The organism is Kribbella capetownensis, from assembly GCF_004331485.1.
Classification (GTDB): domain Bacteria; phylum Actinomycetota; class Actinomycetes; order Propionibacteriales; family Kribbellaceae; genus Kribbella; species Kribbella capetownensis.
In genome coordinates this window covers 176,969-201,690 of sequence record NZ_SJKD01000006.1, presented here as the reverse complement: position 1 = coordinate 201,690, position 24,722 = coordinate 176,969, and the positions used below count along the sequence as shown (strand labels likewise).

22 protein-coding genes are annotated in these 24,722 nt (G+C 67.7%); 9 read left to right on the top strand and 13 right to left on the bottom strand.

The window, feature by feature from the left end:
* Positions 1-116: 116 nt before the first annotated feature.
* The 7 genes from E0H75_RS25870 to E0H75_RS25840 form a co-directional block, all read right to left on the bottom strand.
* Positions 117-1,514, bottom strand: a complete 1,398-nt coding sequence (locus E0H75_RS25870; RefSeq protein WP_131516249.1) for a GH1 family beta-glucosidase — start codon at positions 1,512-1,514, stop codon at positions 117-119.
* A gap of 25 nt (positions 1,515-1,539) precedes the next feature.
* A complete protein-coding gene (locus E0H75_RS25865; protein ID WP_131516248.1) occupies positions 1,540-2,544 on the bottom strand; it encodes an ABC transporter ATP-binding protein in 1,005 nt (334 codons plus the stop codon).
* Positions 2,541-3,569, bottom strand: a complete 1,029-nt coding sequence (locus E0H75_RS25860) for an ABC transporter permease (protein ID WP_131516247.1) — start codon at positions 3,567-3,569, stop codon at positions 2,541-2,543. The genes E0H75_RS25865 and E0H75_RS25860 overlap by 4 nt, the downstream gene beginning before the upstream one ends.
* A 3-nt stretch (positions 3,570-3,572) precedes the next feature.
* The gene (locus E0H75_RS25855; protein WP_131516246.1) at positions 3,573-4,553 is read right to left on the bottom strand and encodes an ABC transporter permease; all 981 of its coding nucleotides are present in this window, start codon (positions 4,551-4,553) and stop codon (positions 3,573-3,575) included.
* Positions 4,550-5,587, bottom strand: coding sequence for an ABC transporter ATP-binding protein (locus E0H75_RS25850; protein ID WP_131516245.1), 1,038 nt, complete (start codon positions 5,585-5,587; stop codon positions 4,550-4,552). The genes E0H75_RS25855 and E0H75_RS25850 overlap by 4 nt, the downstream gene beginning before the upstream one ends.
* Positions 5,588-5,656: 69 nt before the next feature.
* Positions 5,657-7,339: an ABC transporter substrate-binding protein gene (locus E0H75_RS25845; RefSeq protein ID WP_131516244.1), complete on the bottom strand. Its 1,683-nt coding sequence runs from the start codon at positions 7,337-7,339 to the stop codon at positions 5,657-5,659.
* 164 nt (positions 7,340-7,503) lie between these two features.
* Complete coding sequence (locus tag E0H75_RS25840; protein ID WP_131516243.1) at positions 7,504-8,547, bottom strand: LacI family DNA-binding transcriptional regulator; 1,044 nt, start codon at positions 8,545-8,547, stop codon at positions 7,504-7,506.
* A gap of 232 nt (positions 8,548-8,779) precedes the next feature.
* Between E0H75_RS25840 and E0H75_RS25835 the strand changes: the two genes are divergently transcribed.
* Complete coding sequence (locus tag E0H75_RS25835) at positions 8,780-9,973, top strand: ROK family transcriptional regulator (RefSeq protein WP_131516242.1); 1,194 nt, start codon at positions 8,780-8,782, stop codon at positions 9,971-9,973.
* Positions 9,974-10,304: 331 nt separating this feature from the next.
* Here E0H75_RS25835 and E0H75_RS25830 read toward each other — a convergent pair whose 3' ends face one another.
* Entirely contained in the window at positions 10,305-11,528 is a 1,224-nt protein-coding gene (locus E0H75_RS25830; RefSeq protein WP_131516241.1) for a glycoside hydrolase family 16 protein, read from the bottom strand.
* Positions 11,529-11,762: 234 nt separating this feature from the next.
* Between E0H75_RS25830 and E0H75_RS25825 the strand changes: the two genes are divergently transcribed.
* The 4 genes from E0H75_RS25825 (at position 11,763) to E0H75_RS25810 (ending at position 16,308) form a co-directional block, all read left to right on the top strand.
* On the top strand, positions 11,763-13,661 hold the full coding sequence (locus tag E0H75_RS25825) for a ricin-type beta-trefoil lectin domain protein (protein ID WP_131516240.1): 1,899 nt from the start codon (positions 11,763-11,765) through the stop codon (positions 13,659-13,661).
* Positions 13,661-15,031: a chitinase gene (locus E0H75_RS25820; RefSeq protein WP_131516239.1), complete on the top strand. Its 1,371-nt coding sequence runs from the start codon at positions 13,661-13,663 to the stop codon at positions 15,029-15,031. Before E0H75_RS25825 ends, E0H75_RS25820 begins: the two co-directional genes overlap by 1 nt.
* A 92-nt stretch (positions 15,032-15,123) precedes the next feature.
* On the top strand, positions 15,124-15,954 hold the full coding sequence (locus E0H75_RS25815) for a MerR family transcriptional regulator (RefSeq protein WP_131516238.1): 831 nt from the start codon (positions 15,124-15,126) through the stop codon (positions 15,952-15,954).
* 3 nt (positions 15,955-15,957) lie between these two features.
* Positions 15,958-16,308, top strand: a complete 351-nt coding sequence (locus E0H75_RS25810; protein WP_131516237.1) for a VOC family protein — start codon at positions 15,958-15,960, stop codon at positions 16,306-16,308.
* Here E0H75_RS25810 and E0H75_RS25805 read toward each other — a convergent pair.
* Entirely contained in the window at positions 16,305-17,075 is a 771-nt protein-coding gene (locus E0H75_RS25805; RefSeq protein WP_131516236.1) for an AlkZ-related protein, read from the bottom strand. The two genes, E0H75_RS25810 and E0H75_RS25805, sit on opposite strands and share 4 nt — an antisense overlap.
* Before the next feature lie 107 nt (positions 17,076-17,182).
* Here E0H75_RS25805 and E0H75_RS25800 point away from each other — a divergent pair, with 107 nt between their 5' ends.
* Positions 17,183-17,803, top strand: coding sequence for an antibiotic biosynthesis monooxygenase (locus E0H75_RS25800; RefSeq protein WP_131516235.1), 621 nt, complete (start codon positions 17,183-17,185; stop codon positions 17,801-17,803).
* A 1-nt stretch (position 17,804) separates the two neighbouring features.
* Here E0H75_RS25800 and E0H75_RS25795 read toward each other — a convergent pair whose 3' ends face one another.
* Positions 17,805-18,110, bottom strand: coding sequence for an ArsR/SmtB family transcription factor (locus E0H75_RS25795; RefSeq protein ID WP_131516234.1), 306 nt, complete (start codon positions 18,108-18,110; stop codon positions 17,805-17,807).
* Positions 18,111-18,136: 26 nt separating this feature from the next.
* The gene (locus E0H75_RS25790) at positions 18,137-18,700 is read right to left on the bottom strand and encodes a TetR/AcrR family transcriptional regulator (protein WP_131516233.1); all 564 of its coding nucleotides are present in this window, start codon (positions 18,698-18,700) and stop codon (positions 18,137-18,139) included.
* A gap of 33 nt (positions 18,701-18,733) precedes the next feature.
* Here E0H75_RS25790 and E0H75_RS25785 point away from each other — a divergent pair, with 33 nt between their 5' ends.
* The 3 genes from E0H75_RS25785 (at position 18,734) to E0H75_RS25775 (ending at position 20,971) form a co-directional block, all read left to right on the top strand.
* Positions 18,734-19,483, top strand: coding sequence for an SDR family NAD(P)-dependent oxidoreductase (locus tag E0H75_RS25785; RefSeq protein WP_202873176.1), 750 nt, complete (start codon positions 18,734-18,736; stop codon positions 19,481-19,483).
* A gap of 114 nt (positions 19,484-19,597) precedes the next feature.
* The gene (locus E0H75_RS25780; RefSeq protein ID WP_238163278.1) at positions 19,598-20,308 is read left to right on the top strand and encodes a DedA family protein; all 711 of its coding nucleotides are present in this window, start codon (positions 19,598-19,600) and stop codon (positions 20,306-20,308) included.
* A 57-nt stretch (positions 20,309-20,365) separates the two neighbouring features.
* Positions 20,366-20,971 carry an NADPH-dependent FMN reductase gene (locus tag E0H75_RS25775; protein WP_131516231.1) on the top strand — a complete coding sequence of 202 codons (606 nt, stop codon included), beginning with the start codon at positions 20,366-20,368 and terminating at the stop codon, positions 20,969-20,971.
* 451 nt (positions 20,972-21,422) lie between these two features.
* On the opposite strand, the gene E0H75_RS25770 is transcribed toward E0H75_RS25775, so the two are convergent.
* The gene (locus tag E0H75_RS25770; protein ID WP_131516230.1) at positions 21,423-23,909 is read right to left on the bottom strand and encodes an ABC transporter permease; all 2,487 of its coding nucleotides are present in this window, start codon (positions 23,907-23,909) and stop codon (positions 21,423-21,425) included.
* Positions 23,906-24,709: an ABC transporter ATP-binding protein gene (locus E0H75_RS25765; protein WP_238163277.1), complete on the bottom strand. Its 804-nt coding sequence runs from the start codon at positions 24,707-24,709 to the stop codon at positions 23,906-23,908. Before E0H75_RS25765 ends, E0H75_RS25770 begins: the two co-directional genes overlap by 4 nt.
* Between the last annotated feature and the right edge of the window lie 13 nt (positions 24,710-24,722).

The window sequence follows — 24,722 nt, the reverse complement described above, 5'->3', positions numbered from 1 at the left end:
TGCCTGTCGATGAGACGACTCTGCAACGGGTGCGCCGAATGAAGCTTGGCGGAGGGGTGGAGGCCGGATGGAGGCCCGATCTCCACGAGTTCTCCACATTTCGGGCGGGGGCCTGGTCAGCGGTTGCGGTGCTGCTCCGCCAGGTTCTTGAGGTAGAGAGCGCTTTGCTTCGGGGTTCGGGTCTGGGTTTCGTAGTCGACCCGGACGATGCCGAAGCGTTTGGCGTAGCCGTAGGCCCATTCGAAGTTGTCCATCAGCGACCAGGCAAGGTAGCCGCGGATGTCGGCGCCCTGATTGATCGCCTCGGCGACAGCAGACAGATGAGACGTGAAGTACGCCGTCCGGTCCGCGTCGGCGACGAAGCCGGTGGAGTCGGGTACGTCGTCGAAGGCGGAGCCGTTCTCGGTGACGACCATCGGCAGCCCCGGGTACTCGCGGCTGATGCCGACCAGCAGATCGGTGAACCCCTCGGGAACGATCTCCCAGTCCATCGCCGTCCGCGGCTTGTTCAGGGGAAGCGTCCGGCTGACCGGCAGACCGCTGGAGTCGGCCGTGCTGCCGTCCTCGGCGTACCCGGTGAACTTCTGGCTGAAGTAGTAGTTCACCCCCAGTACGTCGATCGGCGCCGCAATGATCTCGAGGTCACCATCCTCGACCGGCAACTCGACACTCTCAACAGCGAGGTCAGCCACAACGTCCGCCGGGTAGTGACCGTGCACGAGCGGATCGAGGTAGATCCGCCGACCCATCCCATCCGCACGCCGGGCCGCGTCCACATCGGGCTGCGCGTCCGAGGCCGGGTACGCCGTCGCCACGTTCAACGTGATGCCGATGTCCAGCTTGCGCGGCGACGCCTCACGCATCCGGCTCGTAGCGAGACCATGCGCGAGCAGCAAGTGATGTACAGCAGCCAACGCAGCCGGGTATTCACGCCGTCCCGGCGCATGAGCGCCGTACGCATAGCCCAGCATCGCCGAGCACCACGGCTCGTTCAGCGTGGTCCACGTGTTCACCCGGTCGCTCAGGGCCTCGAACACCAGCATCGCGTAGTCGGCGAACCGGTACGCCGTGTCGCGCACCGGCCAGCCGCCCGCGTCCTCGAGCTCCTGCGGCAGATCCCAGTGGTACAAGGTCACCCACGGATCGATGCCCTGGGTCAGCAGTTCGTCGACGAGACGGTCGTAGAACGCGAGCCCGGCCCGGTTCACCGGGCCCTTGCCGCGCGGCTGCACCCGCGGCCACGCCACCGAGAACCGGTAGGTGTCCAGGCCGAGATCCTTGATCAAGGCAACATCCGCCGGCATCCGGTGGTAGTGGTCGCAGGCGATGTCACCGGTGTCGTCGTTGTCGATGGCACCGGGCACCCGGCAGTACGTGTCCCAGATCGAGGGCGTCCGGCCGTCGACGTTCACCGCACCCTCGATCTGGTACGCCGACGTCGCGACACCCCACCGGAAGCGGGCCGGAAGTCCCGCGACCAGGTCGGCGTCCCCCGAGACAGAAGTTGTGCTCATTGTGGCCTTTCGGATGTCGGAGAGATCAAGCGACCGGCACGCGGCCGGGGAGCCAGCAGGCAACGGAACGGCTGGGATCGTTGCGCGACGACGGGACACCGAGGACCGGGATCTCCGCCGAGCAACGGTCGAACGCGTGCGGGCAGCGCGGATGGAACGAACAGCCCGACGGCATCCCGCGCAGGTCGGGTGGCGAACCCGGGATCCCGGCCAGTTCCCGGCGCGGACCGCGCAGCGCCGGGAAGGACTTCAGCAGTCCCTCGCTGTACGGGTGCAGGGAGTCGGTGTACAGGTCGGCGGAGCGCGCCTCCTCGACGATCCGGCCGCCGTACATGATCGCGATCCGGTCCGAGAACTCGACCAGCAGCGACAGGTCGTGGGTGATGAACAGGACCGAGAACCCGAGCCGCTCGCGCAGTTCGACCAACTGGGCCAGGATCTGCCGCTGCATCACCACGTCGAGCGCGGTGGTCGGCTCGTCCATGATGACGATCTGCGGTTCGAGGACGAGCGCCATCCCGATCATCACCCGCTGCCGCATTCCGCCGGACAGCTGATGCGGGTACGCGTCCATCCGGTCGGACGAGATGCCGACCAGCTTCAGCATCTCGTGCGCCCGGCTGGTCCGCGCGGCCGGCGAAAGGCCGGGCTCGTGCGCCCTGATCACGTCGAGCATCTGGGTCGAGACCTTGTGCACCGGGTTGAGCGAGTTCATCGCGCCCTGGAACACGATCGACGTCTCGGCCCAGCGGAAGGCCCGCAGTTCCGGGTCGGTCAGCGCCATCACGTCGTACGCATCGCCGTTCGGCGGGTGGTAGACGACCGAGCCGCCGCTGATCACGCCGGGCGGTGGCAGCAGCCGTGTCACGCCGTACGCGAGGGTCGACTTGCCGCTGCCGCTCTCGCCGGCCAGTCCGAGTACTTCGCCACGGTGCAACGTCAGCGTGACGTCGCGGACCGCCTGGACCGCCTGGTCGCCGAGGCCGTAGTCGACGTGGAAGTTCTTGATCTCCAGCACCGGCTCTTTCATGCGGCCTCCTCCTTACGCCGTACGACGGGAGTCGCCGGGGCATCCTTGGCACCCAGGACCGGCGTGAAGCCGACCCGCATCCGGACCGAGTGACCGTCCTTGGTCTTCAGCTTGGTGTGGCCGCTGCTGCGCAACCGTGGGCTGACGAACTCGTCGATGCCGAAGTTGATCAGCGATAGCGCCGTACCGAGCACGGCGATCGCCAGACCGGCCGGGACGAACCACCACCACGCGCCCTGGGCCAGTGCCTGCTGGCTCTGGGCCCAGAACAGGATCGTGCCCCAGTTCCACTCGGAGATCGTCGAGATGCCGATGAACGCCAGGGTGATCTCCGACATCACCGCGAAGATCACCGTGCCGACGAAGCCGGAGGCGATGATCGCGGTCAGGTTCGGCATGATCTCGGCAGTGATGATCCGCCAGGTGCTCTCACCGGTCGCCCGGGCTGCCTCGACGTAGTCGCGCCGGCGCAGCGACAACGTCTGTGCCCGGAGCACCCGGGCGCCCCACGCCCACGACGTCAAACCGATGACCAGGGCAACCATCAGGTCGCCCGCGGCCGGGATGGTCGACGCCACGATGATGATCAGCGGCAGGGCCGGGATGACCAGGAACACGTTCGACAACGCGGACAGGCTCTCGTCCGCGGCGCCGCCGAGGAAGCCGGCGCTGACGCCGATCAGGATCGACAGCGCGGTCGCGACGATGCCGGCCAGTAGGCCGACGAACATCACCCCACGGGTGCCGACCAGGACCTGGCTGAAGATGTCCTGCCCGAGATGCGTCGTACCGAACCAGTGCTTGCCCGAAGGCGCCTGGATCAGGTCACTGCTGCGTGCGGACGGATCGTACGGCGCGATCCACGGCCCGATGATCGCGATCAGGCAGAAGAACCCGAGCACGACCAGGCCGGTCGCGGCCTTCGGATTGGCGACGAACCGCAGCCGGCGGCGCTTGGCCGGTGTGGCCGCGACCTCCGGGCCCCCGGGCGTGACCGCGGTGATGGTGGTGGCTGGTGCGGACACGTGTCAGCCTTCCTTCCGGGTACGCGGGTCGAGGAGCAGGTAGGCGATGTCGGCCATCAGGTTCGCGACCAGCACCGACAGCGTGATCACCAGGAACACGCCTTGCATCAGCGGATAGTCCTTGGAACCGACGGCCTGGAACAGGTTGTAGCCGATGCCCGGGTAGGAGAAGACGATCTCGACCAGCAGCGTGCCGCCGACGATGAAGCCGAGCGCCAGCGCGAAGCCGGACACGTTCGGCAGCAGCGCGTTGCGGGCGGCGTAGCTGACCATCACCCGGCGCTCGGGCAGGCCCTTGGCATGCGCGACGGTGATGTAGTCCTCGGACGCGACCGTGACCATCATGTTGCGCATGCTGAGGATCCAGCCGCTGACCGACGAGATCAGGATCGTCATGGCCGGCAGCAGGCTGTGCTGGATCGCGCTGCCGATGAACTCACTGTTCCACGACGGCACCAATCCGGGCTCGTACCCGCCCGACGACGGGAAGATGCTGTCCGGTCCGGCCAGCAGGGTGATGGCCAGCAAGCCGAGCCAGAAGTACGGGATCGACGACAGGAACGTTGTCACCGGCAACAGTCCGTCGAGCCACGAGCCGCGTCGCCAGCCGGCCAGGACGCCGAGCGACGTACCGATCATGAAGCTGGCGAACGTCGTGATGCCGACCAGCGCGATCGTCCACGGCAGACTCTGCCGGAGGATCTCCGAGACCGGCGTCGGGAAGAAGGTGAACGACAACCCGAGGTCGCCGTGGAAGATCTGGCCCCAGTAGTCGACGTACTGACTCCACAGACTGGCGTTCTTGTCCAGACCGAACAGCACGTAGAGCGACTGGATCGCGTCGGTGCTCAGCTGGCCCTGGTACTTGTTGATCAGCGAGGTGACCGGATCGCCCGGGATCAGCCGGGGGATGAAGAAGTTGATGGTGAGCGCGGCCCACGCGGTGAACAGGTAGAAGGCGATCCGCTGCAGCAGGTACTTCACTTCGCGACCCCTTCTTCGTAGAGCCAGCAGGCCGCCCAATGACCGTCGTTCGCGGGCAGCTCGAAGCGGTGCGGAAGATCGGTCGTGCACTTCGGCATCGCATGCACGCAGCGCGGGTGGAATCGGCAGCCGCTGGGCGGTGCGATCAGGCTCGGCGGCTCACCGCTGCCCTGGTCCTCCGGGGCGCGCGGATCGCCGACACGGTCGAGGCGATCCGGGTCCGGCGCGCTCTCGATCAGCAGCCGGGTGTAGGGATGGGCCGGGTTCTGGGTGACGGTTTCGGAGTCGCCGCCCTCGACCATCCGTCCGGCGTACATCACCAGGGTCTCGTCGGCGAAGTACCGGGCCGAGGCGATGTCGTGGGTGATGTAGAGGATCGCGAGGTTGAGCCGTTCCTTCAGGTCACGCAGGAGATTCAGTACGCCGAGACGGATCGACACGTCGAGCATCGACACCGGCTCGTCCGCGAGCAGAGCCTCCGGGTCCGCACCGAGAGCGCGGGCGATCGAGACGCGCTGGCGCTGACCGCCGGACAGCTCGTGCGGGAACTTGTCGAGGTAGCGCTCCGGGGGAGTCAGTTGGACTCGCAGCAGCAGGTCGCGAAGGTTCTCCTCGAGTTCGGCCGCGTTGTTGCCGGCCCGGCCGTGGATCCGCAGCGCGCGGGTCAGGTGGTACCGCACGGTGTGCGTCGGGTTCAGCGAGGCGAACGGGTCCTGGAAGATCATCTGGACCTGGCGGCAGTACGCGCGGAACTTGCGTCCGCCCTTGACCGTGACGGACTCGCCGTGCAGCCGGATGTCACCCGACGTACGCCCGTACAGCTGGGCGAGCAGCCGGGCAACGGTCGACTTGCCCGAGCCGGACTCGCCGACGAGGGCGGTGACCCGTCCCCGGCGCAACGTGAGCCTGATGTCGTCCACGGCGTGGACTGCCTTGCGATCCCGGGTGAGCAGGTCGCGGATCCCCCGCCGTACCGGGAAGTGCTTGGTGAGGCCCTCGGCCTCGAGGACCACCTCGGTGTCGGTCACCGTCATGGAATCGGGACTCCTCGGTTCATGGCGCCGCGGCGCCAGGCGGTCAGGCCTGGCGCCGCGGGCCGCGCCTCACTGGGCGCCGGCGGGCTTCAGGTTCAGGACGATCTGCAGAGCGTTCTGCTGGGTCGGCTGGGCCGGCCCGTACTGGTTCTGCTCGTCGGGCCAGCCGACCCAGTTCTTCGTGCTGTAGAGACCACCGACGTTCGAGGCAGAGGTCGGGATCACCGGCATCTGCTCGACCATGATCTTCTGCAGCGTGTTCAGCGCGGTGGTCCTGGTGGCGTCGTCGGTCGCGTTGGCGTACTGGTCCAGCGCCGTGGTCGCCTCCGGGCTGTTGAACCGCCCGTAGTTGCCGCTGACGCCGCCCTTGCCGACCGGCTTGAGGATCTTGCCGTCCATGATGTTCTGGTAGATGTCGTACGGCGTCGCGCCGCCGTTGGTCCAGTGCATCGCGGCGTCGAAGTTGCCCTCGTCGATGTTCTTGAACCAGGCGTCCTGGTTGGCCTTGTCGACGGTCGCCTTGATGCCGATCGTGGACAGGTTGTCCTTGATGATCTCCAGGTCGGTGATGTAGTCCGACCAGCCGGCCGGGTCGGTCAGCGTGATCGTCACCGGCTTGCCGGTCGGGTCCTTGAGGACGTCGCCCTCGAGCTTGAAGCCGGCGTCGGTCAACTCCTTCTTCGCTGCCTCGACGTCGACCGAGTGCTTCTTGTCCTTGAAGTCCGGCGCGATGAACGACTCACCGGCCGGCGTCGGGATGCCGGTGACGGACTCGACCTTGGGGTAGAAGTAGCCGGCCTCACCCTGCATGAAGATGTCGTCGCGGTTGATCACCTTGTCCATCGCCCGCCGCAGCGCCGGGTTGTCGAACGGCTTGCGGGTGGTGTTGATCCACAGGCCGTGGATGCCGAGGTTCGCCGGGAACCACAGCTTGTGGTTCTTCGGGTCCTTGTCCTGGTAGACGGCCTTCACGTTCGGGACGAAGACGAAGCTCCACTCCGACGCGCCGTTGGCCAGCGCGGTGGTCTGCGCGTTGTTGTCGTTGTACGACGTGTACCGCAGCTCCTTGACCTTCGGGAGGTCCTGCCAGTACGAGTCACGCAGTACCAGCGTGGTGGTCTGCGGGGTGAACGACTTGACCGTGTACGGGCCGGTGCCGATGGGGCTCTTCAGCGTGTCCTGGGTCGGGTCCTTCAGCGTGGACCACTGGTGCTTCGGGACCACGAAAGCGGTCAGGATCTTGTTCTGGTTGACGAACTGGGACCGGGTGAAGGTCAGGTCGACCTTGTTGCCGGAGGTGGTGATCGTCCCGTAGGGGATCGCCTCCGGGTTCAGCGCCTCGTTGTCCTTGCGGATCTGGAAGGAGTACGCGACGTCGTCTGCCGTCATCGGCTGGCCGTCGGACCACTTCACGCCGTCGCGGACGGTCAGCGACAACTTGGTGTAGTTCGCGTCGAACTTCCACTCGGTCGCCAGCCAGGGCTTGCCTGCCTCGGTCGGCTTGATGCCGTTGATCATCACCAGCGGCTCGAAGATCATCCAGCGGTAGCCCAGCGAGGCGCCCGAGGAGGAGCCGAGGAACGGGTTGTGGTTCTCGGTCTGTGGTCCGTTCGGCATACCGACATTCAGGACGGTCGCGGTACTGCCGGTCCCGCTGCTTTCGGTCTTCCCGTCCCCGTTACTACAGGCAGCCAGTGCGGCTGCCGCGAGCAAGCCCGACAGGGCCAGCGCGACAGTGCGTCGTGCTCGCATCGGATCCTCCTGTGCATCTGTTGGCGGATGGCCCACCCTGAGCCGGTGGGCCAGTGCATGGTGGCGTGAAAGCGCTCTCATGGGAAGAGCTCACGCCCGGTCGTTCGATGTGTGGGGAGTTCACCGGCGGCGGAACAGGGGCAGCTGTCCCGCCACCGGAGCTTCTAGTGGGACCGGTTCTTCGGGGCGGGTCTGGTCCGCGAGGTGGAGTGCGGGGCGGTTGAACTGCGGACGATCAAGGTCGTCGGCAGCACTTGGGGGTCGGTCGGCAGCGGAGTGCCGCCGAAGTGGCTCATCAGCATCCGGGCGGCCGCCTGGCCCATCTGGCGCATCGGCTGATGCACCGTGGTCAGCGGCGGTTCGGTGTGTTCGGCGTACGGGATGTCGTCGAAACCGATCACCGACACGTCGTTCGGCACGTTCCGCCCGGTCTCGCGGACGGCCTGGATGGCGCCGCCGGCGGACAGGTCGTTGTGGGCGAAGACCGCGTCGAACTCGAGGCGCTGGTCGAACGCGTGCTGGATGCCGCGACGTCCGCTCTCGTGGGTGAAATCGCCTTCGAACACGAGTCTCGGATCGAGCTCGACACCGGCTTCGGCGTAGGTGTCGCGGAAGCCGTCCAGGCGTTCGTGGGTGCAGCCGAACCGCTCGACACCGGTGATCACCAGCGGCCGGTGCCGGCCGAGTTCCAGCAGGTGCCGGGCGGCGCACTCGCCGCCGGCGTAGTTGGTGGTGGCGACGGACGGGAACTGCGGGCGCTTGGCACGGTCGTCGATCAGGACCACCGGGAGGCCGCGCGCATGCAACTGCTCGATGTAGGTGAGGGTGCCTTCCGGCTCGATCACCAGCAGGCCGTCGAACGACTGGGCCGAGACCTGCGAGGCGAACTGGTGCATCGACTCCTCACCCCGGTTGAAGGTGAACAGCAGCAGTCCGTAGCCCTCGCTCTCGACCACGTCGACGGCGCCCTGCAGCACCTCGCCCATCCAGGGCCAGGTGAGCGACGGGACCAGCATGCCGACGATCCGGGTCCGGCCGCGGGCCAGGCCGACCGCGCGGGCGCTCGGCACGTAGCCGAGCTCGGCGATCACCTGGCGGACCCGCTCCGCGGTCCGCAGATCGAGCTCACCCTTGCCGTTGAGCACGCGCGACACGGTGGTCTTGCTGACACCGGCACGCGCCGCGACATCGGCGATGGTGATCGACATGCTGACTCCCCTCGGGCGGTCGGGGTGCGGTGCGGCACCGGTTTCGGAACCGGTTTCGGAAGCGGTTCCGTAGAGTGAAGCCGAGACGACGAGGGGTCGTCAATCACAGGGTGGTAACGAATCGCGGCTTAATTCACAACTTGGCGGAAGGCGCCTCTTCCGGGCCGCCGGTACGGCGTGATGGACTCGGGGCGAGCGGCCTGCCTGGGGCCGGACCAGGTAGGGGCAGGGCATGGACGTTCGGCGGACCACTGTGCGCGACATGCGCCGGTCCAACCGGTCGGTGATCCTCACCGGCATCTTCCGCGACGGCCCGCTCAGCCGTCAGGAGTTGAGCACCCGGACGTCGTTGAGCGCGGCGAGTGTCAGCAACCTGGTCTCCGAAATGATCGCCGAAGGCGTGGTCGAGGAGGCCGGCTCGGTCGAGTCCGAAGGCGGCCGGCCACGCGTCCTGCTGCGGGTGTCGCCGACGTTCCGGTACGTCGTCGGCGCCGAAGTCGGGGAGACCCGCGTACGGGTCGAGTTGTTCGACCTCGCGATGCGAGTGCTCGCCCGCGCCGACCACCCGATCCACTCGCCGACACCGGCGATGGTCGTGAAACACGTGCTGGCGGGTCTCGGTGCGGTGCTTGCCGAGGCCGGTGTCCGGCCGGAGTCGGTGCTCGGTCTCGGCGTCGCGGTGGCCGGGATCGTCGAGGGCGACGCCGTCGTCCATGCCCAGACGCTCGGGTGGGACGCCGTACCGCTCGGGAAGATGCTTGCCGAGGGCACTGATATTCCGATCCAGGTCGACAACGGCGCGAACACGCTCGGCCAGGCAGAGATGTGGTTCGGCGCCGGCCGAGGTGCGACGGATGCCGTGGTGGCGCTGGTCGGATCCGGCGTTGGCGCGGCTCTGGTCGCCGATGGGTCGAGCTACCGCGGAACGCGTAGCAGTGCAGGCGAATGGGGCCACATGACGATCGCGTACGGCGGTCGCCGCTGCCGCTGTGGTGCGGAAGGATGCCTGGAGGCGTACGTCGGCGCGGAGGGCGTGCTGGACCGCTATCGTGAGCTCGACGGGCCGGGACTGGTTGGCGACGAGGAGACGGCATTCGTCGCGATGCTCGATGCCGTGGGCACCTCAGAGGCCGCGGCAACGGTCGTGAATGACACGATCGGCTACCTCGCCGCCGGGTTCGCCAACCTGGTCAACCTGGTCAATCCCGAGCGCATCGTCCTCGGCGGCTGGGCGGGATTGCTGCTGGGGGAGCGCTATCTGCCGCAACTGCGGGAGGAAGTCGGCCGGCACGCGTTGCAACAGCCGTACTCGCAGGTCTCGATCGTCCTGTGCGAGTTGGGCCGCGACGCCGTAGCTCTCGGCGCCGCGACCCTCCCGGTCCTGCAACTACTCCGCGACGGAGGCGTAGCACCCCCACACCACTAAGCCGCGCCACCACCCCCACCCGCCCCTGGCCTCCGCGCGCCCGCCCGCGCTCCCCGCCCGCTCGCGCCCAGCGCGCGCCCGCGCCCGGCGCCCGCTCGCGCCCAGCGCGCGCCCGCGCCCGGCGCCCGCGCGCGCCTGCCCACCACCCCGCGCCCTGGCCGCCCCCGCCCACGCATTTCAACGGATACCCCCTTGAATTTCGGGTTCTCCACTCGTATTGAGAGGTGACAACCCGCAACCACGACGGTTGTCCGTTCAAATGCGATGGGGCGGGGGTGTGGGGGCGGGGAAGGGGAAGGGGGTGCGTGCGGGCGCGGGTGGGTGGGGTGTGTCAGACGGTCCACTTCTGATTCGCGGCGCCGGTGCAGGTCCAGGTCTGGACCGGGGTTGCGTTGGCGGAGTTGTTGCCGGTGACATCGAGGCACTTGTTGGCCTGCGGGTTCACCAGGTCGTGCGCGGCGGAGTACGTCCATTGCTGGGCGCCGGACCCGTTGCAGGTCCAGAGCTGGACTTTGGCGCCGTCGGCAACCGAGCCGGCGTTCACGTCGAGGCACTTGCCCAGGGCACGGATCGTGCCGTCGCCGGGACGGGTCCACTGTTGCGCGCCGGTCCCGTTGCAGTCGTAGAGCTGGACCGGTGTGCCGTCGGCGGTGTTGGCGGCGGCGACGTCCAGGCACTTCCCGGCCAGGCCGGTGATCCGCGAACCGCCGGAGCTGCTGCCGACGTCGGAGACGCGGACGTAGTCGACCGTCATCGTCTGCGGCATCACGGTCGAACCGTCGGGGTAGCCCGGCCAGTAGCCGCCGACCGCGACGTTCATGATCATGAAGAACGGGTGGTTGTAGACCCAGGTCTTGCCGTTCAGGTCGGCCGGCGTACGGCGCTGGTACTGGACTCCGTCGACGTACCAGGTGATCGAGTTCGGCTCCCAGTCGACGCGGTAGGTGTGGAACCCGTTGCGGAACGGCTGTCCGTCCGGAGAGTTGTACGCCGCGCCGATGCCGTCGGCACCGGAGTAGCCCGGACCGTGGATCGTGCCGTGCACGATGTTCGGCTCACGACCGATGTTCTCCATGATGTCGATCTCACCGTCGTTCGGCCAGTTGCCGCCACCCAGCATCCAGAACGCGGGCCAAACCCCTTGTGTGCCAGGGATCTTGATCCTGGCCTCGAAGCGGCCGTACGTCTGGGTGAAGGTCTGGGCGGTGAGCAGCCGGGCCGACGTGTACTGGCACGGACCGTAGTGGCACTGGAATCCGCCGTTCTCCTGGCGGGCCGTGATCACCAGGTTGCCCTGGCCGTCGAGGGCGGAGTTCCGGGTGCTGTTGGTGTAGTACTGCCGTTCGTCGTTGCCCCAGCCGGAGCCACCGATGTCGTAGCGCCACTTGCCGGGGTCGGGGGCCTGACCGGCCGGGCCGTCGAAGTTGTCCTCCCAGATCGTCGCCGTGGGCGCGGCGGCGGCCTGGGGACGGGCCTCGGCAGGTGCTTGGAGCAGGGTGGTGCCGACCAGAGCGGCACCGATCGCGACGAACGCAGCCATGCGGGAACGCTTCATGGACGCCTCATTTCTCGCGGGGGCGGTCGGAGAAGAGATGGCCGCAGCTTGATCGTGGGAACGCTCTCACGTCAAGGCCGGGACTAAATAAAAGACATGAAAAAAGTCTCGGCATCCCGTTGACACCGGCATGCACCGATGGTTACCTCATGGTGACCACCTGTTGCGGCGCGGGCAGACGCCGACAACTCCCTGATGTCTCCAGAACCCTTCTGAACAAGGGAGAACCGCCCCATGCCCGCGAACGGGACACTTCGTCGCGCCCGCCCCAGGCGACGACGCATCCTGCCGGTGGCGCTGGCCGCAGTCTGTGCGGCCGCCGCCGGACTCGGATTCGGCACCGCCCCACCCGCCCAGGCCGCCGGTGAGCAGGTCAACATCTGGCTGACCACCACGAACGACTCGGCCGGCCGCAACGTCACCCGCGGTCTGCAGCAGCAGACGCCGGTGAACTTCGGCCCGGCCGGCGGCTCGGCCAACCAGACCATCACGGTCAACGAGAACACGACGTACCAGTCGTTCGAAGGTGGTGGCGCGTCGTTCACCGACAGCGCCGCCTGGCTGCTGAACAGCAGCAACACGATCTCCACCGCGACCCGCGACCAGGTGATGAAGGACCTGTTCGACCCGGTCAACGGGATCGGCCTGGCCTTCACCCGCAACCCGATGGGTGCCTCGGACCTGGCCCGCTTCAACTATTCGTACGACGACACCTGCTGCGACCTGAACGACTTCAGCATCCAGCACGACCTGGCGGACGTCGTACCGCTGACCAAGCAGGCCAAGCAGCTGAACCCGGCGCTGAAGGTGAAGGGCGCGCCGTGGAGCGCGCCGGCCTGGATGAAGGACAACAACAAGTTCACCAACCGCGGCTGGCTCAAGGCCGAGTACTACCCGCTGTACGCGCAGTACTTCGTCAAGTACATCCAGCAGAACGAGGCCCAGGGCAACCACATCGACTACGTGTCGGTGCAGAACGAGCCGACCTGCTGCGGCAACGACAACACCGGCTACGCGTCGATGAACTGGAACGGCGCCGGCCTGCTGAACTTCACCAAGAACCACCTGTTCCCGGCGTTCCGGGCGGCCGGGATCACCACCAAGGTGCTGGTCCTGGACTACAACTGGGGCAACTACAACGACCTCGGTTCGGTCCCGCTGGCCGACGCCGGCCTGCGCAACGACCCGCTCTTCGGCGGCATCGCCTGGCACGGGTACGGCGGTGACGTGAACCTGCAGACGCAGATCCACAACCAGTACCCGAACGTGAACGCGTACATGACCGAGCACTCCGGCGGCACGTGGATCCCGAACCAGCAGGTCGAGGACATGAACAACCTGATCGACTACACCCGCAACTGGGACAAGTCGTGGGTCAAGTGGAGCCTCGCCCAGGACGAGGACATGCTGCCGTACGTCGGTGCCGGGTGCAACGTCTGTACCGGTCTCGTCACCGTGCACCGCAACGACAGCCAGCGTGGTCAGGTCACCAAGACCGTCGAGTACTACACGATGGGCCACCTGACCAAGTTCGTGAAGCCGGGTGCGCTGCGGATCGACTCGAGTGCGAACAACTCGGTGAAGAACGTGGCGTGGAAGAACCCGGACGGTTCGAAGGCGCTGATCGCGTTCAACACCACCGGTAGCTCGCAGTCGGTGCGGGTGAACTGGGGCAGCCAGTCCTTCGTCTACACGCTGCCGACCAAGACGTCGGCGACCTTCACCTGGTCCGGCACGCAGGGTGGCGGTGGAGGGACCGGTTCCGCGATCACCGGCCTGGCCGGCAAGTGCATCGACGTCGCCGGCGCCAACTCGGCGGACGGTACGGCGGTGCAGCTCTACGACTGCAACGGTTCGAACCCGCAGCAGTGGGAGCGCCCCGGTGACGGGACGATCCGTGCCCTCGGCAAGTGCCTCGACGTGAACGCCGGCTCGGTCGCCAACGGAGCGAAGGTTCAGCTCTATTCGTGCAACGGAAGTGCCGCCCAGCAATGGACCTACACAAGTGGGAGAGATCTGGTGAATCCCCAGGCGAACAAGTGTCTTGATGTCACTGGCAACAATTCGGCGAACGCCACACCCTTGCAGCTGTGGAGCTGCACCGGTGCGGCGAACCAGAAGTGGAACGTCTGATGCGCCGGGTGGCGGCGGTAGCCGCGGCTCTGGTGATCGGCGCGGGCATGCTGATGACGGCTGCGCCCGCACAGGCTGCGACCGGGACGATCGCCGGTCTGGCCGGCAAGTGCGCGGACATCGCCGGTGCGAACAGGGCCGACGGAACCACGGTGCAGCTGTACGACTGCAACGGATCCGATGCCCAGAACTGGAGCCGGAACTCGAACGGGACGCTGACCGCGCTGGGCAAGTGCCTTGATGTCAGCGGCGGTTCGGTCGCGAACGGCGCCAAGGTACAGCTGTGGACCTGTAACGGCAGTGCCGCGCAGCAGTGGACCTACACGTCCGGCCGGGACCTGGTGAACCCGCAGGCGAACAAGTGCCTCGATGTCACGGGCAACAACTCCGCCAACAGCACTCCGCTGCAGCTGTGGAGCTGCACCGGTGCGGCGAACCAGAAGTGGAACGTCCCGGCGGCAGATGACGGTCCGCCGCCGGCGGGCGGTGCTCCGATGGCGGCAGCGCCGTACCTCTATCAGGGCTGGGGCAGCCCGCCCAGCCCGGCGACCGTGATGAACGCGACCGGCGTCAAGTGGTTCACGATGGCGTTCATCCTGTCCAACGGCTACTGCAACCCGCAGTGGGACGGCAACCGGCCGCTCACCGGTGGCGTGGACCAGCAGGCGCTGAACGCGATCCGGGCCAACGGCGGCGACGCCGTGGTGTCGATCGGCGGCTGGTCCGGCAACAAGCTCGGTCAGAGCTGTGGATCGGCGAGTGAGCTGGCCGGCGCGTACCAGAAGGTGATCAACGCGCTGTCGCTGAAGGCGATCGACATCGACATCGAGGACCAGGAGGTTGCCGGCGCCGCGGTGCGGCAGAAGGTGATCGACGCGCTGAAGATCGTCGAGCAGAACAACCCCGGGATCGCGACGTACCTGACCTTCGGTACGACGACCTCCGGGCCGGACGGCAACGGCCAGGACCTGATCCGGCGTGGCGCGGCCTCCGGGCTGAACCTCGACGGCTGGGTGATCATGCCGTTCGACTTCGGTGGCGGCTCGACCAACATGGGCACGCTGACCCGGCAGGCGGCCGACGGCCTGAAGAACCAGGTCAAGTCGGCGTACGGCGTGAGCGACGACGCGGCGTACCGGAAGGTCGGGATCTCCTCGATGAACGGGATCACCGACGTCGCCGGTGAGCGGGTCAACCTGTCCGACTTCGAGTCGATGCTGTCGTACGCGAGCGAGCACCACCTGGCCCGGTTCACGTTCTGGTCGGTCAACCGCGACCGGCCGTGCAACGGCGGTGGCGCCGACACCTGCTCCGGCGTACCGCAGCAGGCCTGGGACTACACCAAGGTGATCGGTCGCTACCGCGGCTGATCCCTCCCTTCCCTGAGCCGGCGTCGCCTTGTCCCCAGGCGGCGCCGGCTTCGGTTTGACTCTCCGGTTACCGGAGGGTGGAAGCTGAGCTCATGACGGCAACGGTGACAGTCGGCGAGTTCTCTCGCCTGACCCATCTGAGTGTGAAGACACTGCATCACTACCACGAGATCGGCCTGCTCGCGCCTGCGTCCGTCGACCCGTCGTCGGGCTACCGGCGATACGAGACGTCGCAGGTCGAGGTCGCCCAGCTGATCCGGCGACTGCGCGAGCTCAGGATGCCACTGCCGGAGGTCCGGGCAGTCGTCGACGCGGCCGACGGTGGCTCCCGGGAGGAGACACTCCGCGCGCATCTGGACCGGATGGAGCGGGAGCTCGCGCACACCCGTGACGTGGTTACGTCACTGCGCGAGATGCTGACGCTCGAGCCGGCCGCGCTTGCCGTCGAGTACCGGTTCATCCCCGCGTTCCGCGCGTACGGCGTCTCCGGACACGTCGAGCGGGAGGGGATCGGGTCGTGGTGCGAGTTCGCGTTCGGGCGGCTCGGCGAGATCGCGGCCCGCGATGGGATCGTGGCCACGTCCGGAGCGGCGTACAGCGATGAGTTCTTCACCGATGATTCCGGTCAGGTGGTCGCGTTCCTGCCGGTGGCGCCGGACCAGGCGCCGGCCGAAGGTGTCGAACTGGTCGATCTTCCCGGCGGGTTCTTCGCGATCGCCGTCCACACCGGACCGTTCACCGACTTCGACCGCAGCTACGGCGCTCTCGGCAGCCATGTCGCGGAGTACTGCGAGGTCGCGACCGGCCCGATCCGTGAGTTGTACGTCGTTGGTCCGGGGGACGGCCCCGACCCGGCGAGCTACCGCACCGAGATCTGCTGGCCGATCCGGCAGATCCCCACATCCCCTGCTGCGAAAGGCTGATTCATGTCCATCGCTCTCGAGAACGTTGTCTTCGACACCTCCGACGCCACCGCGCTCGCCACCTTCTGGGCCGGCGTACTCTCGTCGGAGGTCGATGTTGGCGGCAACGAGTTCTTCGCCACCGTGAACAAGGCCGCGGACAGCCCGACGCTGATGTTCCTCCAGGTCCCCGAGCCGCGCGTCGGCAAGAACCGGCTGCACCTCGACCTCGCCACCGCCGACTGGTCCGCCGAGGTCGACCGGCTGATCGCGCTCGGCGCGAAGCGGCACGACGAGCACGACGAGTACGGCACGCACTGGATCACGCTCGCCGACCCCGAGGGCAACGTCTTCGATCTGGCCGAGGTTCGCTAGCCGGCGACGTACCGGACGCCGTCGAACGTCGCCCGACCGGCGTCGACCTGCTCCTCGAGGAGGGCTCGCGCCTGCGCCACCGGCCACCGGAAGGCGCGGGCGAGCTCGCCAGGTGTGGTGGCGACCATGGTGTCCAGGAACCGTTCGGCTGCCAGCGTGTGATCGGTGCCGCCACCGACGTCGAACTGATGACAGGTGAGCGCGATCAGCGCCGCGGGCCAGCCGGATCCGGTCTCGTGGACACCTGCGGTGGTCACCAGCAGATTGCGCTGCAGTTCGGTGATCGCTCGTTGGTAGCGGCTCTTGTTGCCGATCAGGGCCCGCAGCGTGGCACTCGGCAGGGGCTCGGCCGCGATTGCGTCGGCGATCTCGTGTGCGGTCGGCGACAGTTCGAGGAACAGATGGTCGCTGGGGTCACCCGGCGCCGGGTAGAGCGCCTTCACCAGCTCCGGCGACAGGAAGGATCCACGGCTGCCGAGGTAGGCGCCGTACCAGGCAAGGCCGCGGCGGGGCAGTTCGTCCTTCCAGGTCCAGACGCGTTGCTCGTTCGTGCCCATGCCGCTGCCGAACGGCTCCTCGTCCTCGCCGGCGACTGCCTCCCACAAGGACGGTACGACGGTGCGCGGTGCTGGGAAGAGCAGCGCGAAGCCGACGTCGTCGACGAACTTCGCGGCCCGCTCGATCGACCCGATCCGTCGCCCGCGGACCCACCAGCGGGTGGCGCGGGCCTGTCCGAGCTCGGCGTCGGAGGTGCTGGGGATTCCCATCGGGCCAGTCAACCATCCGTCCCTTGTGCTGGTCGGGCGGGCGGAGGAATGTGGGTGCTGACCGGTGGCGCTGCCCGGGTGCTGCCCTGACGGTAAGGGGGTGGAGCATGTTCGCACGTTCCACCACGATCAACGCGATGCTGATGTCGATGGAGGCGGGCATCGCGCAGGTGCGCGACGAAGTGATGCCCACTCTCGTGGAGATGGATGGCTGTATCGGCCTGTCGATGATGGCCGACCGCGAGTCCGGTCGGTGCATCACCACCACCGCCTGGCGGTCGGAGCAGGCGATGCGTGCCACCGACGAAGAGTTGCGGCCGGTCCGAGAGCGGCTCGCGCGCACCCTCGGTGGCAGTCCGCAGGTGCAGGAGTGGGAGATCGCCGTACTGCATCGGGATCACCGCTCGGTTGCCGGTGCGTGCATCCGGGCCACGTGGGTGCAGGTCGACCCCGAGAAGCTGGAGCGGGCGATCGACGTGTACCGGTTGGCCTCACTGCCTCGGCTCGAGGACCTGGCTGGGTTCTGCAGCGCCAGTCTGCTGGTCGACCGCGCCTCCGGTCGGGCCGTCTCGTCGGTGACCTATGACAGCCGGGAAGCGATGGACAGCAACCGCGACGCGGCCGCCTCGATGCGCGCCGCCACCAGCAAGGACGCCGGTGCACAGGTTCTCGACACCGGTGAGTTCGAGCTGGTGATCGCCCACCTGCGCGTCCCTGAGCTGACCTGACTCAGTCCATCCGGTCGAGGTGCGCCTCGAGGGCGTCGAGGCGGTTGTGCCACAGGTCTCGGTACGGCTCGAGCCAGGCGTCGATCTCGGCGAGCGGCGCGGGGCGGAGGCGATACCAGCGGCGCTGAGCGTCATGGCGGACCTCCACCAGCCCGGCGTCGCGCAGGACCTTCAGGTGTTTCGACACCGCGGGCTGGCTCAGGTCCAGTTGCTCGACGAGTTCCCCGACCGGCCGCTCGCCGGTCCGCAACAGGTCGAGGATCTCCCGCCGCCGCGGTTCCGCCAGCACCTCGAACGTAGTTGCCATATGAGGAATATACGTCGGCGGTCCGCTCAGAGCGATTGCCCGAAGGTGCTGGTGAAGGCCTCGCGGAAGAGTTCGGGCAGGCTGCTCTCGCCGTCCTCGGCCGCCCAGCGGAGCAGGGCGGTGTAGGCGACGCCCAGCACGGCTCCGGCGGCGGCGCGGGTCTGGAACTCGGCGGTGGGGTCGTCGATCCCGGTGACGAAGGCCTCTTGCAGGCGGTACTGGCTGTCGAGGTGCCGGGCTTGGAGGGCTGGTGTCGAGATCATCAGCCGCAGCCGGTCGAGCAGCAGCTCCCGATCGTGGGTGCTGGCCAGGTCGAACGTCGCCAGCACAGTGCGGCCGATCCGGTCCGTCGGTGAGCCGGTCGCGGGGAGTTCGCTGATCGTCGCGGCGGCGAGTTGGTCGAAGTCGTCGTACAGGACGAGGTCTTCCTTGGTGGGGAAGTGCCGGTAGACCGTCATCGCGGAGACGCCGGCCGCGGCGGCGACGTCGTTCACCGTGGTCGCGTCGTACCCGCGGTCGACGAACAACTTGATCGCCTGCCGCTGGATCCGGTGCCTGGTCTCGGCTCTCTGGCGGTCCCTCAGACTCATGTGGTAGATACTAACAACATGATAGTTTCTAACATGAACCAGAGGGTGGCGTTGGTGACCGGCGCCTCGCGAGGGATCGGGCGTGCGATCGCGGAGCGGTTGGCCGCGGCGGGTGCCGAGGTGGCGGTGCACTACCACCGCGACAAGACGGGCGCTGAGGAAACGCTCGAACGGATCGGGGGTCGTGGCTTTCTGATCGGGGCGGAGCTCGGCGTTCCCGGCGATGTCGACGAGGTGTTCGCGCAGCTCTCGGACGGCCTCGCGGGTCGGCCGTTGGACATCCTGGTCAACAATGCGGCGGCGTCTCCGGCCGGTCCGATCGAGACCGACACCGAGGCGGCGTTCGACGCGCTGTTCGCTGTCAACGTCAGAGCGCCGTACTTCCTGATCCAGCGGCTTCTTCCGGTACTGCGTGATGGTGGCCGGATCATCTCGTTGTCGTCGAGTGCCACTCGCTTCGCGAACCCGATCCAGACCTCGTTCGCGATGACGAAGGGTGCGGTGGAGACGATGACCATGACGCTCGCGCATGCGCTCGGTCCGCGGAGCATCACCGTCAACGCGGTGTCGCCGGGCGCGACCCGGACCGAGGCGAACGGCGCGTTCTTCGAGACCCCGGGGCTTGTCGACTTCGTCACTCAGAACACCTCGCTCGGCAGGCTGGGGCGCGGCGAGGATGTTGCGGATGTGGTCGCGTTCCTCGCGTCCGACGACGCTCGCTGGATCACGGGGCACACCGTGGACGCGACTGGTGGGCTGTTCCTCGGGCCGCGGTTCGGCTGAGCTCCGGCGACGGTTCGGCTGAGCTCGGGCTGCGGGTTCGGCTGACGGGAGTGGGGTTTTCCCCCGGTCGGTACGGTGGGGAACCCGGCCCGGGACGGCGGTTGGCCCCAGTGTGTGGAGGGTGTTCGCGCATCGGCCGTCGTCCGCACGTTCACGACGAATCAGGTGATGATGACCGCGCTGCAGGCGACGCAGGAACCGACCGGAGGAGTGGCCGGCTGGGTCACCGACCTGATGGAGCGGCTCGGTGCACCAGGCGCCGGACTTGCGGTAGCGCTGGAGAATCTCTTTCCACCGTTGCCGAGCGAGGTCATCCTGCCGTTGGCGGGTTTCGCGGCCAGCCGCGGCGATCTCGGGCTGGTCAGTGCGATCGTGTTCACCACACTCGGGTCGATCGTCGGCGCACTCGCCCTGTACGGCGTGGGTGCTGGGCTGGGTCGTGATCGGACCAGGGCGGTGGCGCGGAAGTTGCCGCTGGTGAAGATCGAGGACGTCGACAAGGCCGAGACGTGGTTCAACCGGCACGGGTCGAAGGCGGTGCTGATCGGTCGATTGGTGCCAGTGGTCCGCAGTCTGATCTCGGTGCCGGCTGGGGTGGAGCGGATGCCGGTCGGGTTGTTCCTGCTGCTCACTGCACTGGGGAGCCTGATCTGGAACTCGTTGCTGATCGTCGCCGGCTATCAACTCGGTGAACGGTGGCACGTCGTGGAGTCGTCGGTAGGTGTCTTCCAGTGGGTGGTGGTCGCGGGTGCGGTCGCAGCGGTGGTCTGGTTCGTGGTGGTGAAGCTGCGCGGTCGGCGTTCGGTATCTGAGAAAGTCAAGTAGAGCGCTCGACTTTTACTACGCTCGATCCATCACCGCCGAGTTCAGGAGCTGGATCAGATGCCTTCAGTCGCGTTCGAACCGCAGATCCGTCCGGATCCACCTGTCTGGCCGCAGTCAGTCGTCACCGTGGTCGGCAACCCGAGACCGGGCTCACGAACGGCCGCGGCGGCGGCGTCGGTTGCGGAGTTGCTCGCCTCCGAGCTCGGTACGCCGTACCGGATCGACGAACTGGTCGACCTGGTCACGTTCGCGTCGGCGATCTTCGAGCGGGAGGCGGTGGAGCGCGCGGCGTTGGAGAGTGCGATCGATCTGGTCACGTCGGCGTCGGTGCTGGTGTTGGCGACGCCTGTGTACAAAGGGAGTTACACCGGCCTGCTGAAGAGCTTCCTCGACGTACTGCCTCCGCAGGCACTGGCGGGAGCGGTCGTCGTACCGGTCACCGTGTCCGCCGCCCCCAGCCACAAACTCCTCGCCGACCAGCACCTGCGCCCGGTCCTGGCCGAACTGGGCGCCAGTGTTCCGGTCCCTGGCGTGATCCTGGAGGAACGCGACCTCGAGGACCTGCAGGTCGTCCTCTCGACCTGGATCCGCACCAACGCACCCATCATCCAAGCCACCACCCTCGCCCTCCAACCAGTCCCCGAGCCCACCCCCGCCCGCTAGATCCACTCGGTCGTGGCGTTGGTTCCGGTCGGCTGGATCGGGCGGCCGTGCCCGCGGACGGGTAGACCCAGCTCAGGTGCGACTGTGTGCACGGCCAACCACCGGAGCGAGCCTTGGATGGCTGATCGGTGCACAAGGCCAGTCGGCGCGTAGTACCGCTCGATGTTTTCGGGGCATCGGGAGATGCGCGACGCGGAAACAAGTTGCCCTCAGGCGGCGAAAAGTCTCCGTGCAACGGATCGGCGAGGATCTGGCGCCCGGCATGCGAAACGGCCGACCGCCCAACGGTCCGCGCACGCGCTCGCCGCACGGCGAACGGTTTGTGGTGCGGTGGTGCGGTCGGCAGTTGCGACTGTGAACACCTTCTGGTGATTGTGTACAGGTCATGCCGTGTCCGCAGTCGCCAGATCCTGTCCGCGGGCCGGGGAAGTGGGTGACTTGTCTGGCTCGGTCAGTCGGCGTGGGTGGGTTGGGTGGGGGAGTGGCGAAGGGCGGCGGTGGCGGGGACGAGGGTTGAGCCGAAGGTGAGTACGGCGGCGGCGCCGATGATCACCAGGAAGATCCACAGCGGTCCGGTGGGGATGGCGCTGGTGGAGACGGCGGCCGAGAACGGGAGCAGGCAAGCCATGGCGACCAGGGTGCCGAGGGTGATGCCGGCCAGGGTGACCAGCGTGCTCTCGGTGGTGAGCATGCGGAGGACCTGCATGCGGGTCGAACCGGTGAGCCGCTGCAAAGCGAACTCGCGGCGGCGTCGCAACGTGGTCGAGACCAGCGTGTTGACGACCGAGACCGCGGTGTACGCGATCAGCATGCCGACCAGCATGTAGTTCACCCACGCCTGTGTCTGCAGGTCCTCGGCGTTCGCGGCGACCAGGGTGTCCCGATCGGCGACCTGTACGCCGGGGTGCGCGGCAGCCACCTTCGCGAGCGCCGGCTGTACGTCGGCACCCGGTGTGGAGCGGACCAGGATCTGCTTGGTCAACCCATCGGTCGTGTGCGCCGCGACCAGTGTCGCCGGCAGGATGATGCTCTCGTAGCCGCGCTCGGCCGCGAACGTGGCGACGACCCGCAGCTTCACCGAGGTCCCGTCGCCGAGCGTCATAGTGATGTCCGAACCGACCCTACGGTCCATCTTCCCAGCGACGTAGTCCGGCAGTGCCACCGTCGAGCCGGTCAGGTCGGTCAGCGATCCGCCGGTCAACTGCACCGGCGCCGTACCGTCCTTGCCTTGGGCATCCACGCCCAGCAGAGGCGCGCCGTCCTCGTCGAACGGAGCGTTGCGAGGCTCGTCGATCACGCCGGTACTGCGGACGAACGCCGAGGCACTCGCCACACCGGGAACCGCACGGACCTGGTCGACCAGCGCCGTCGACATACCGGCCTCGGAGACCAGCACGGTGTCGGCCTTCAGGTCACGCGTGAAGGCCTCGGACGCGGCATCCATCTGGGTCGTCTGCATGTAGAGGTTGGCGGTCGAGATGCCGACGGCAAGCATCACCGGCATGACGGCGGCCGACATCGCGACCGATCGTGCCGTGACGTTGCGGATCGCCAGTCGTCCGTTGACCCGGGTCAGCAGTTGCACGGGCCAGCGCCAGATCGCGAGCACAGCCTTGGTCCAGAACGGGCCGAGTAGCGCGACACCGATCGCCCAGCAGAGTACGGACGGGCCGGCGGTCGCACCGGCGAGCGGACCAGTCATCACGGCCGCGGTGACGATCAGCAGCGCCAGTCCGCCGCCGAGGAACAGCAGTCCGAAGAGCAGACGGATCCAGCCGAACCACTTCCGCTGCAACGACGCCTCCACCAGCGCCTCGACCGGCTTGATCTTCGCCGACTTGCGGGCCGCGATCAGGGCCGCACCAATGGCCGCGAGGATGGCGGCGCCCGCACCGGCCGCGAACGGGATCATGCCCTGGGAGAACTCGACCACCGGCGACGCGACGCCGTGCGAGCCCAACTCGTCGAACAGGAACCGGCCCAGGAAGACGCCAGGCACCACGCCGACCAGGACTGCCGGGATCGACACCAGCATGGACTCGCCGAGGATCATCCGGCGAACCTGACCGGGCGTCGTACCGATGCCACGCAGGAGGGCGAACTCGCGCTCGCGGTGCTGTGCGGACAGCGCCAGCGTGGACGCGACCACGAACATCATCGTCATCGCCGCGATGCCGCCGAAGGAGCCCGCGATCGAGATCAGCGCGACCCGCTGCGACTCGGTGCCGGGGTGCTCGGCCAGGCCGCGATCGATGCCGGTGCTGACGGTGATGCCACCGTCGATCGCCTTGATCCGGTCCTTCACCGCGGCGACATCGGTGCCAGGAGCAAGCAGTACGCCGACGTCCGCGAACCGCGCGGGATTGCCGGCCAGCTGGCGGGCCTCATGGTCGGAGAAGAACGCATGCCCGGCAGGGCCCCTCGCGACGCCGCTGACCGTGAAAGTCTCAGGGTCGCCGTCGATGACGTAGGTGACTCGGTCACCGACCTTCGTGCCCGCTGTGGTGCTGACGACCTGACCAGCGTTCGGCGCGCGACCGGAGGTCAGCTTGTACGGCGCCAGCTCCGCGGAAGACCAGTTGTGGCCTTCAGCAACCGTGAGACTACTGGAACCGATCAGCGAAGCGGGGAACGTCAGGTCGCCGATCGCGTCCGAAACCCCTTCGACAGAACGGATTTTGGCAACGAGATCGGTGGGTACGCCGACACGCTCGGGGAGTGCGGTCGCGTCCTCGGCGCCTGGCCGCAGGTGCGACTGCTTGCCGGTGACAACGATGGGAGCGGCGGCGAGACGTTCGGGGGAGACGTTGGAGCGGATCCCGGTCTCCATCAGACCGCCGCAGGCCATCACGATCGCGGTACCGAACACCACTGCCACGAAAGTGGCGATGAAGCCGCCCTTGCGGAAGCGCAAGGTGCGGACGGCGAGACGCATCATCGGGCCACGACCTGCAGGTTGGACCGCGCACCGAGGTGGGTCATCCGGTCCGCCACGGCTTCGGCCGTCGGCGCGATCAGGCTGCCGGCCAGTACGCCGTCGGCCAGGAAGACGACCTGGTCGGCGTACGAGGCGGCGACCGGGTCGTGGGTGACCATCACGACCGTCTGGCCCTGGGTGCGGACCGGCTCACGCAGCAGTTGGAGGACGTCGGCCGCGGTCTGGGTGTCCAGGGCGCCGGTCGGCTCGTCGGCGAAGATCACTGCCGGGCGGGCGACCAGGGCTCGGGCGATCGCGACGCGCTGCTGCTGACCACCGGACAGTTCGCCGGGGCGGTGCTTGTAGCGATCACCGAGGCCGACGCGGTCGAGGACCTGACGGACCGCGGCGCGGTTCGGCCGGCGGCCGTCCAGTTCCATCGGCAGGCAGACGTTCTGCCAGACCGTCAGTGCGGGCAGCAGGTTGAACGACTGGAACACGAAGCCGATCCGGTCGCGGCGCAGCTCGGTGAGCTTGCGTTCGCTCAGGTCGGCCAACGGCTGGCCGTCGATGAACACACTGCCCGACGTCGGCCGGTCGAGACCGGCGGCACAGTGCAGGAACGTGCTCTTGCCGGAGCCGGACGGCCCCATCACCGCGGTGAAGGTGCCGCGGGCAAAGCCGATGGAGATGCCGTTGAGGGCGTGGACCGCGTTGCCGCCGCGACCGTAGACCCGTCGTACGTCGTGCAGGAGCACCGAGTGCTCGCTCCTGGCGGCCGCTTCCTGCGCGCGCCTCATCCGTCGCGTCGTCTTCGTCATGCCGTTGACGCTA

Bases quoted from the DNA above. Each gene is read 5' to 3' on its own strand.
- E0H75_RS25840 (WP_131516243.1), bottom strand. From the start codon at position 8,547: ATGTCGATCACCATCGCCGATGTCGCGGCGCGTGCCGGTGTCAGCAAG.
- E0H75_RS25865 (WP_131516248.1), bottom strand. From the start codon at position 2,544: ATGAAAGAGCCGGTGCTGGAGATCAAGAACTTCCACGTCGACTACGGC.
- E0H75_RS25765 (WP_238163277.1), bottom strand. From the start codon at position 24,709: ATGACGAAGACGACGCGACGGATGAGGCGCGCGCAGGAAGCGGCCGCC.
- E0H75_RS25775 (WP_131516231.1), top strand. From the start codon at position 20,366: ATGCCTTCAGTCGCGTTCGAACCGCAGATCCGTCCGGATCCACCTGTC.
- E0H75_RS25810 (WP_131516237.1), top strand. From the start codon at position 15,958: ATGTCCATCGCTCTCGAGAACGTTGTCTTCGACACCTCCGACGCCACC.
- E0H75_RS25825 (WP_131516240.1), top strand. From the start codon at position 11,763: ATGCCCGCGAACGGGACACTTCGTCGCGCCCGCCCCAGGCGACGACGC.
- E0H75_RS25770 (WP_131516230.1), bottom strand. From the start codon at position 23,909: ATGATGCGTCTCGCCGTCCGCACCTTGCGCTTCCGCAAGGGCGGCTTC.
- E0H75_RS25820 (WP_131516239.1), top strand. From the start codon at position 13,661: ATGCGCCGGGTGGCGGCGGTAGCCGCGGCTCTGGTGATCGGCGCGGGC.
- E0H75_RS25790 (WP_131516233.1), bottom strand. From the start codon at position 18,700: ATGAGTCTGAGGGACCGCCAGAGAGCCGAGACCAGGCACCGGATCCAG.
- E0H75_RS25805 (WP_131516236.1), bottom strand. From the start codon at position 17,075: ATGGGAATCCCCAGCACCTCCGACGCCGAGCTCGGACAGGCCCGCGCC.
- E0H75_RS25795 (WP_131516234.1), bottom strand. From the start codon at position 18,110: ATGGCAACTACGTTCGAGGTGCTGGCGGAACCGCGGCGGCGGGAGATC.
- E0H75_RS25870 (WP_131516249.1), bottom strand. From the start codon at position 1,514: ATGAGCACAACTTCTGTCTCGGGGGACGCCGACCTGGTCGCGGGACTT.
- E0H75_RS25815 (WP_131516238.1), top strand. From the start codon at position 15,124: ATGACGGCAACGGTGACAGTCGGCGAGTTCTCTCGCCTGACCCATCTG.
- E0H75_RS25800 (WP_131516235.1), top strand. From the start codon at position 17,183: ATGTTCGCACGTTCCACCACGATCAACGCGATGCTGATGTCGATGGAG.
- E0H75_RS25785 (WP_202873176.1), top strand. From the start codon at position 18,734: ATGAACCAGAGGGTGGCGTTGGTGACCGGCGCCTCGCGAGGGATCGGG.
- E0H75_RS25850 (WP_131516245.1), bottom strand. From the start codon at position 5,587: ATGACGGTGACCGACACCGAGGTGGTCCTCGAGGCCGAGGGCCTCACC.
- E0H75_RS25830 (WP_131516241.1), bottom strand. From the start codon at position 11,528: ATGAAGCGTTCCCGCATGGCTGCGTTCGTCGCGATCGGTGCCGCTCTG.
- E0H75_RS25835 (WP_131516242.1), top strand. From the start codon at position 8,780: ATGGACGTTCGGCGGACCACTGTGCGCGACATGCGCCGGTCCAACCGG.
- E0H75_RS25845 (WP_131516244.1), bottom strand. From the start codon at position 7,339: ATGCGAGCACGACGCACTGTCGCGCTGGCCCTGTCGGGCTTGCTCGCG.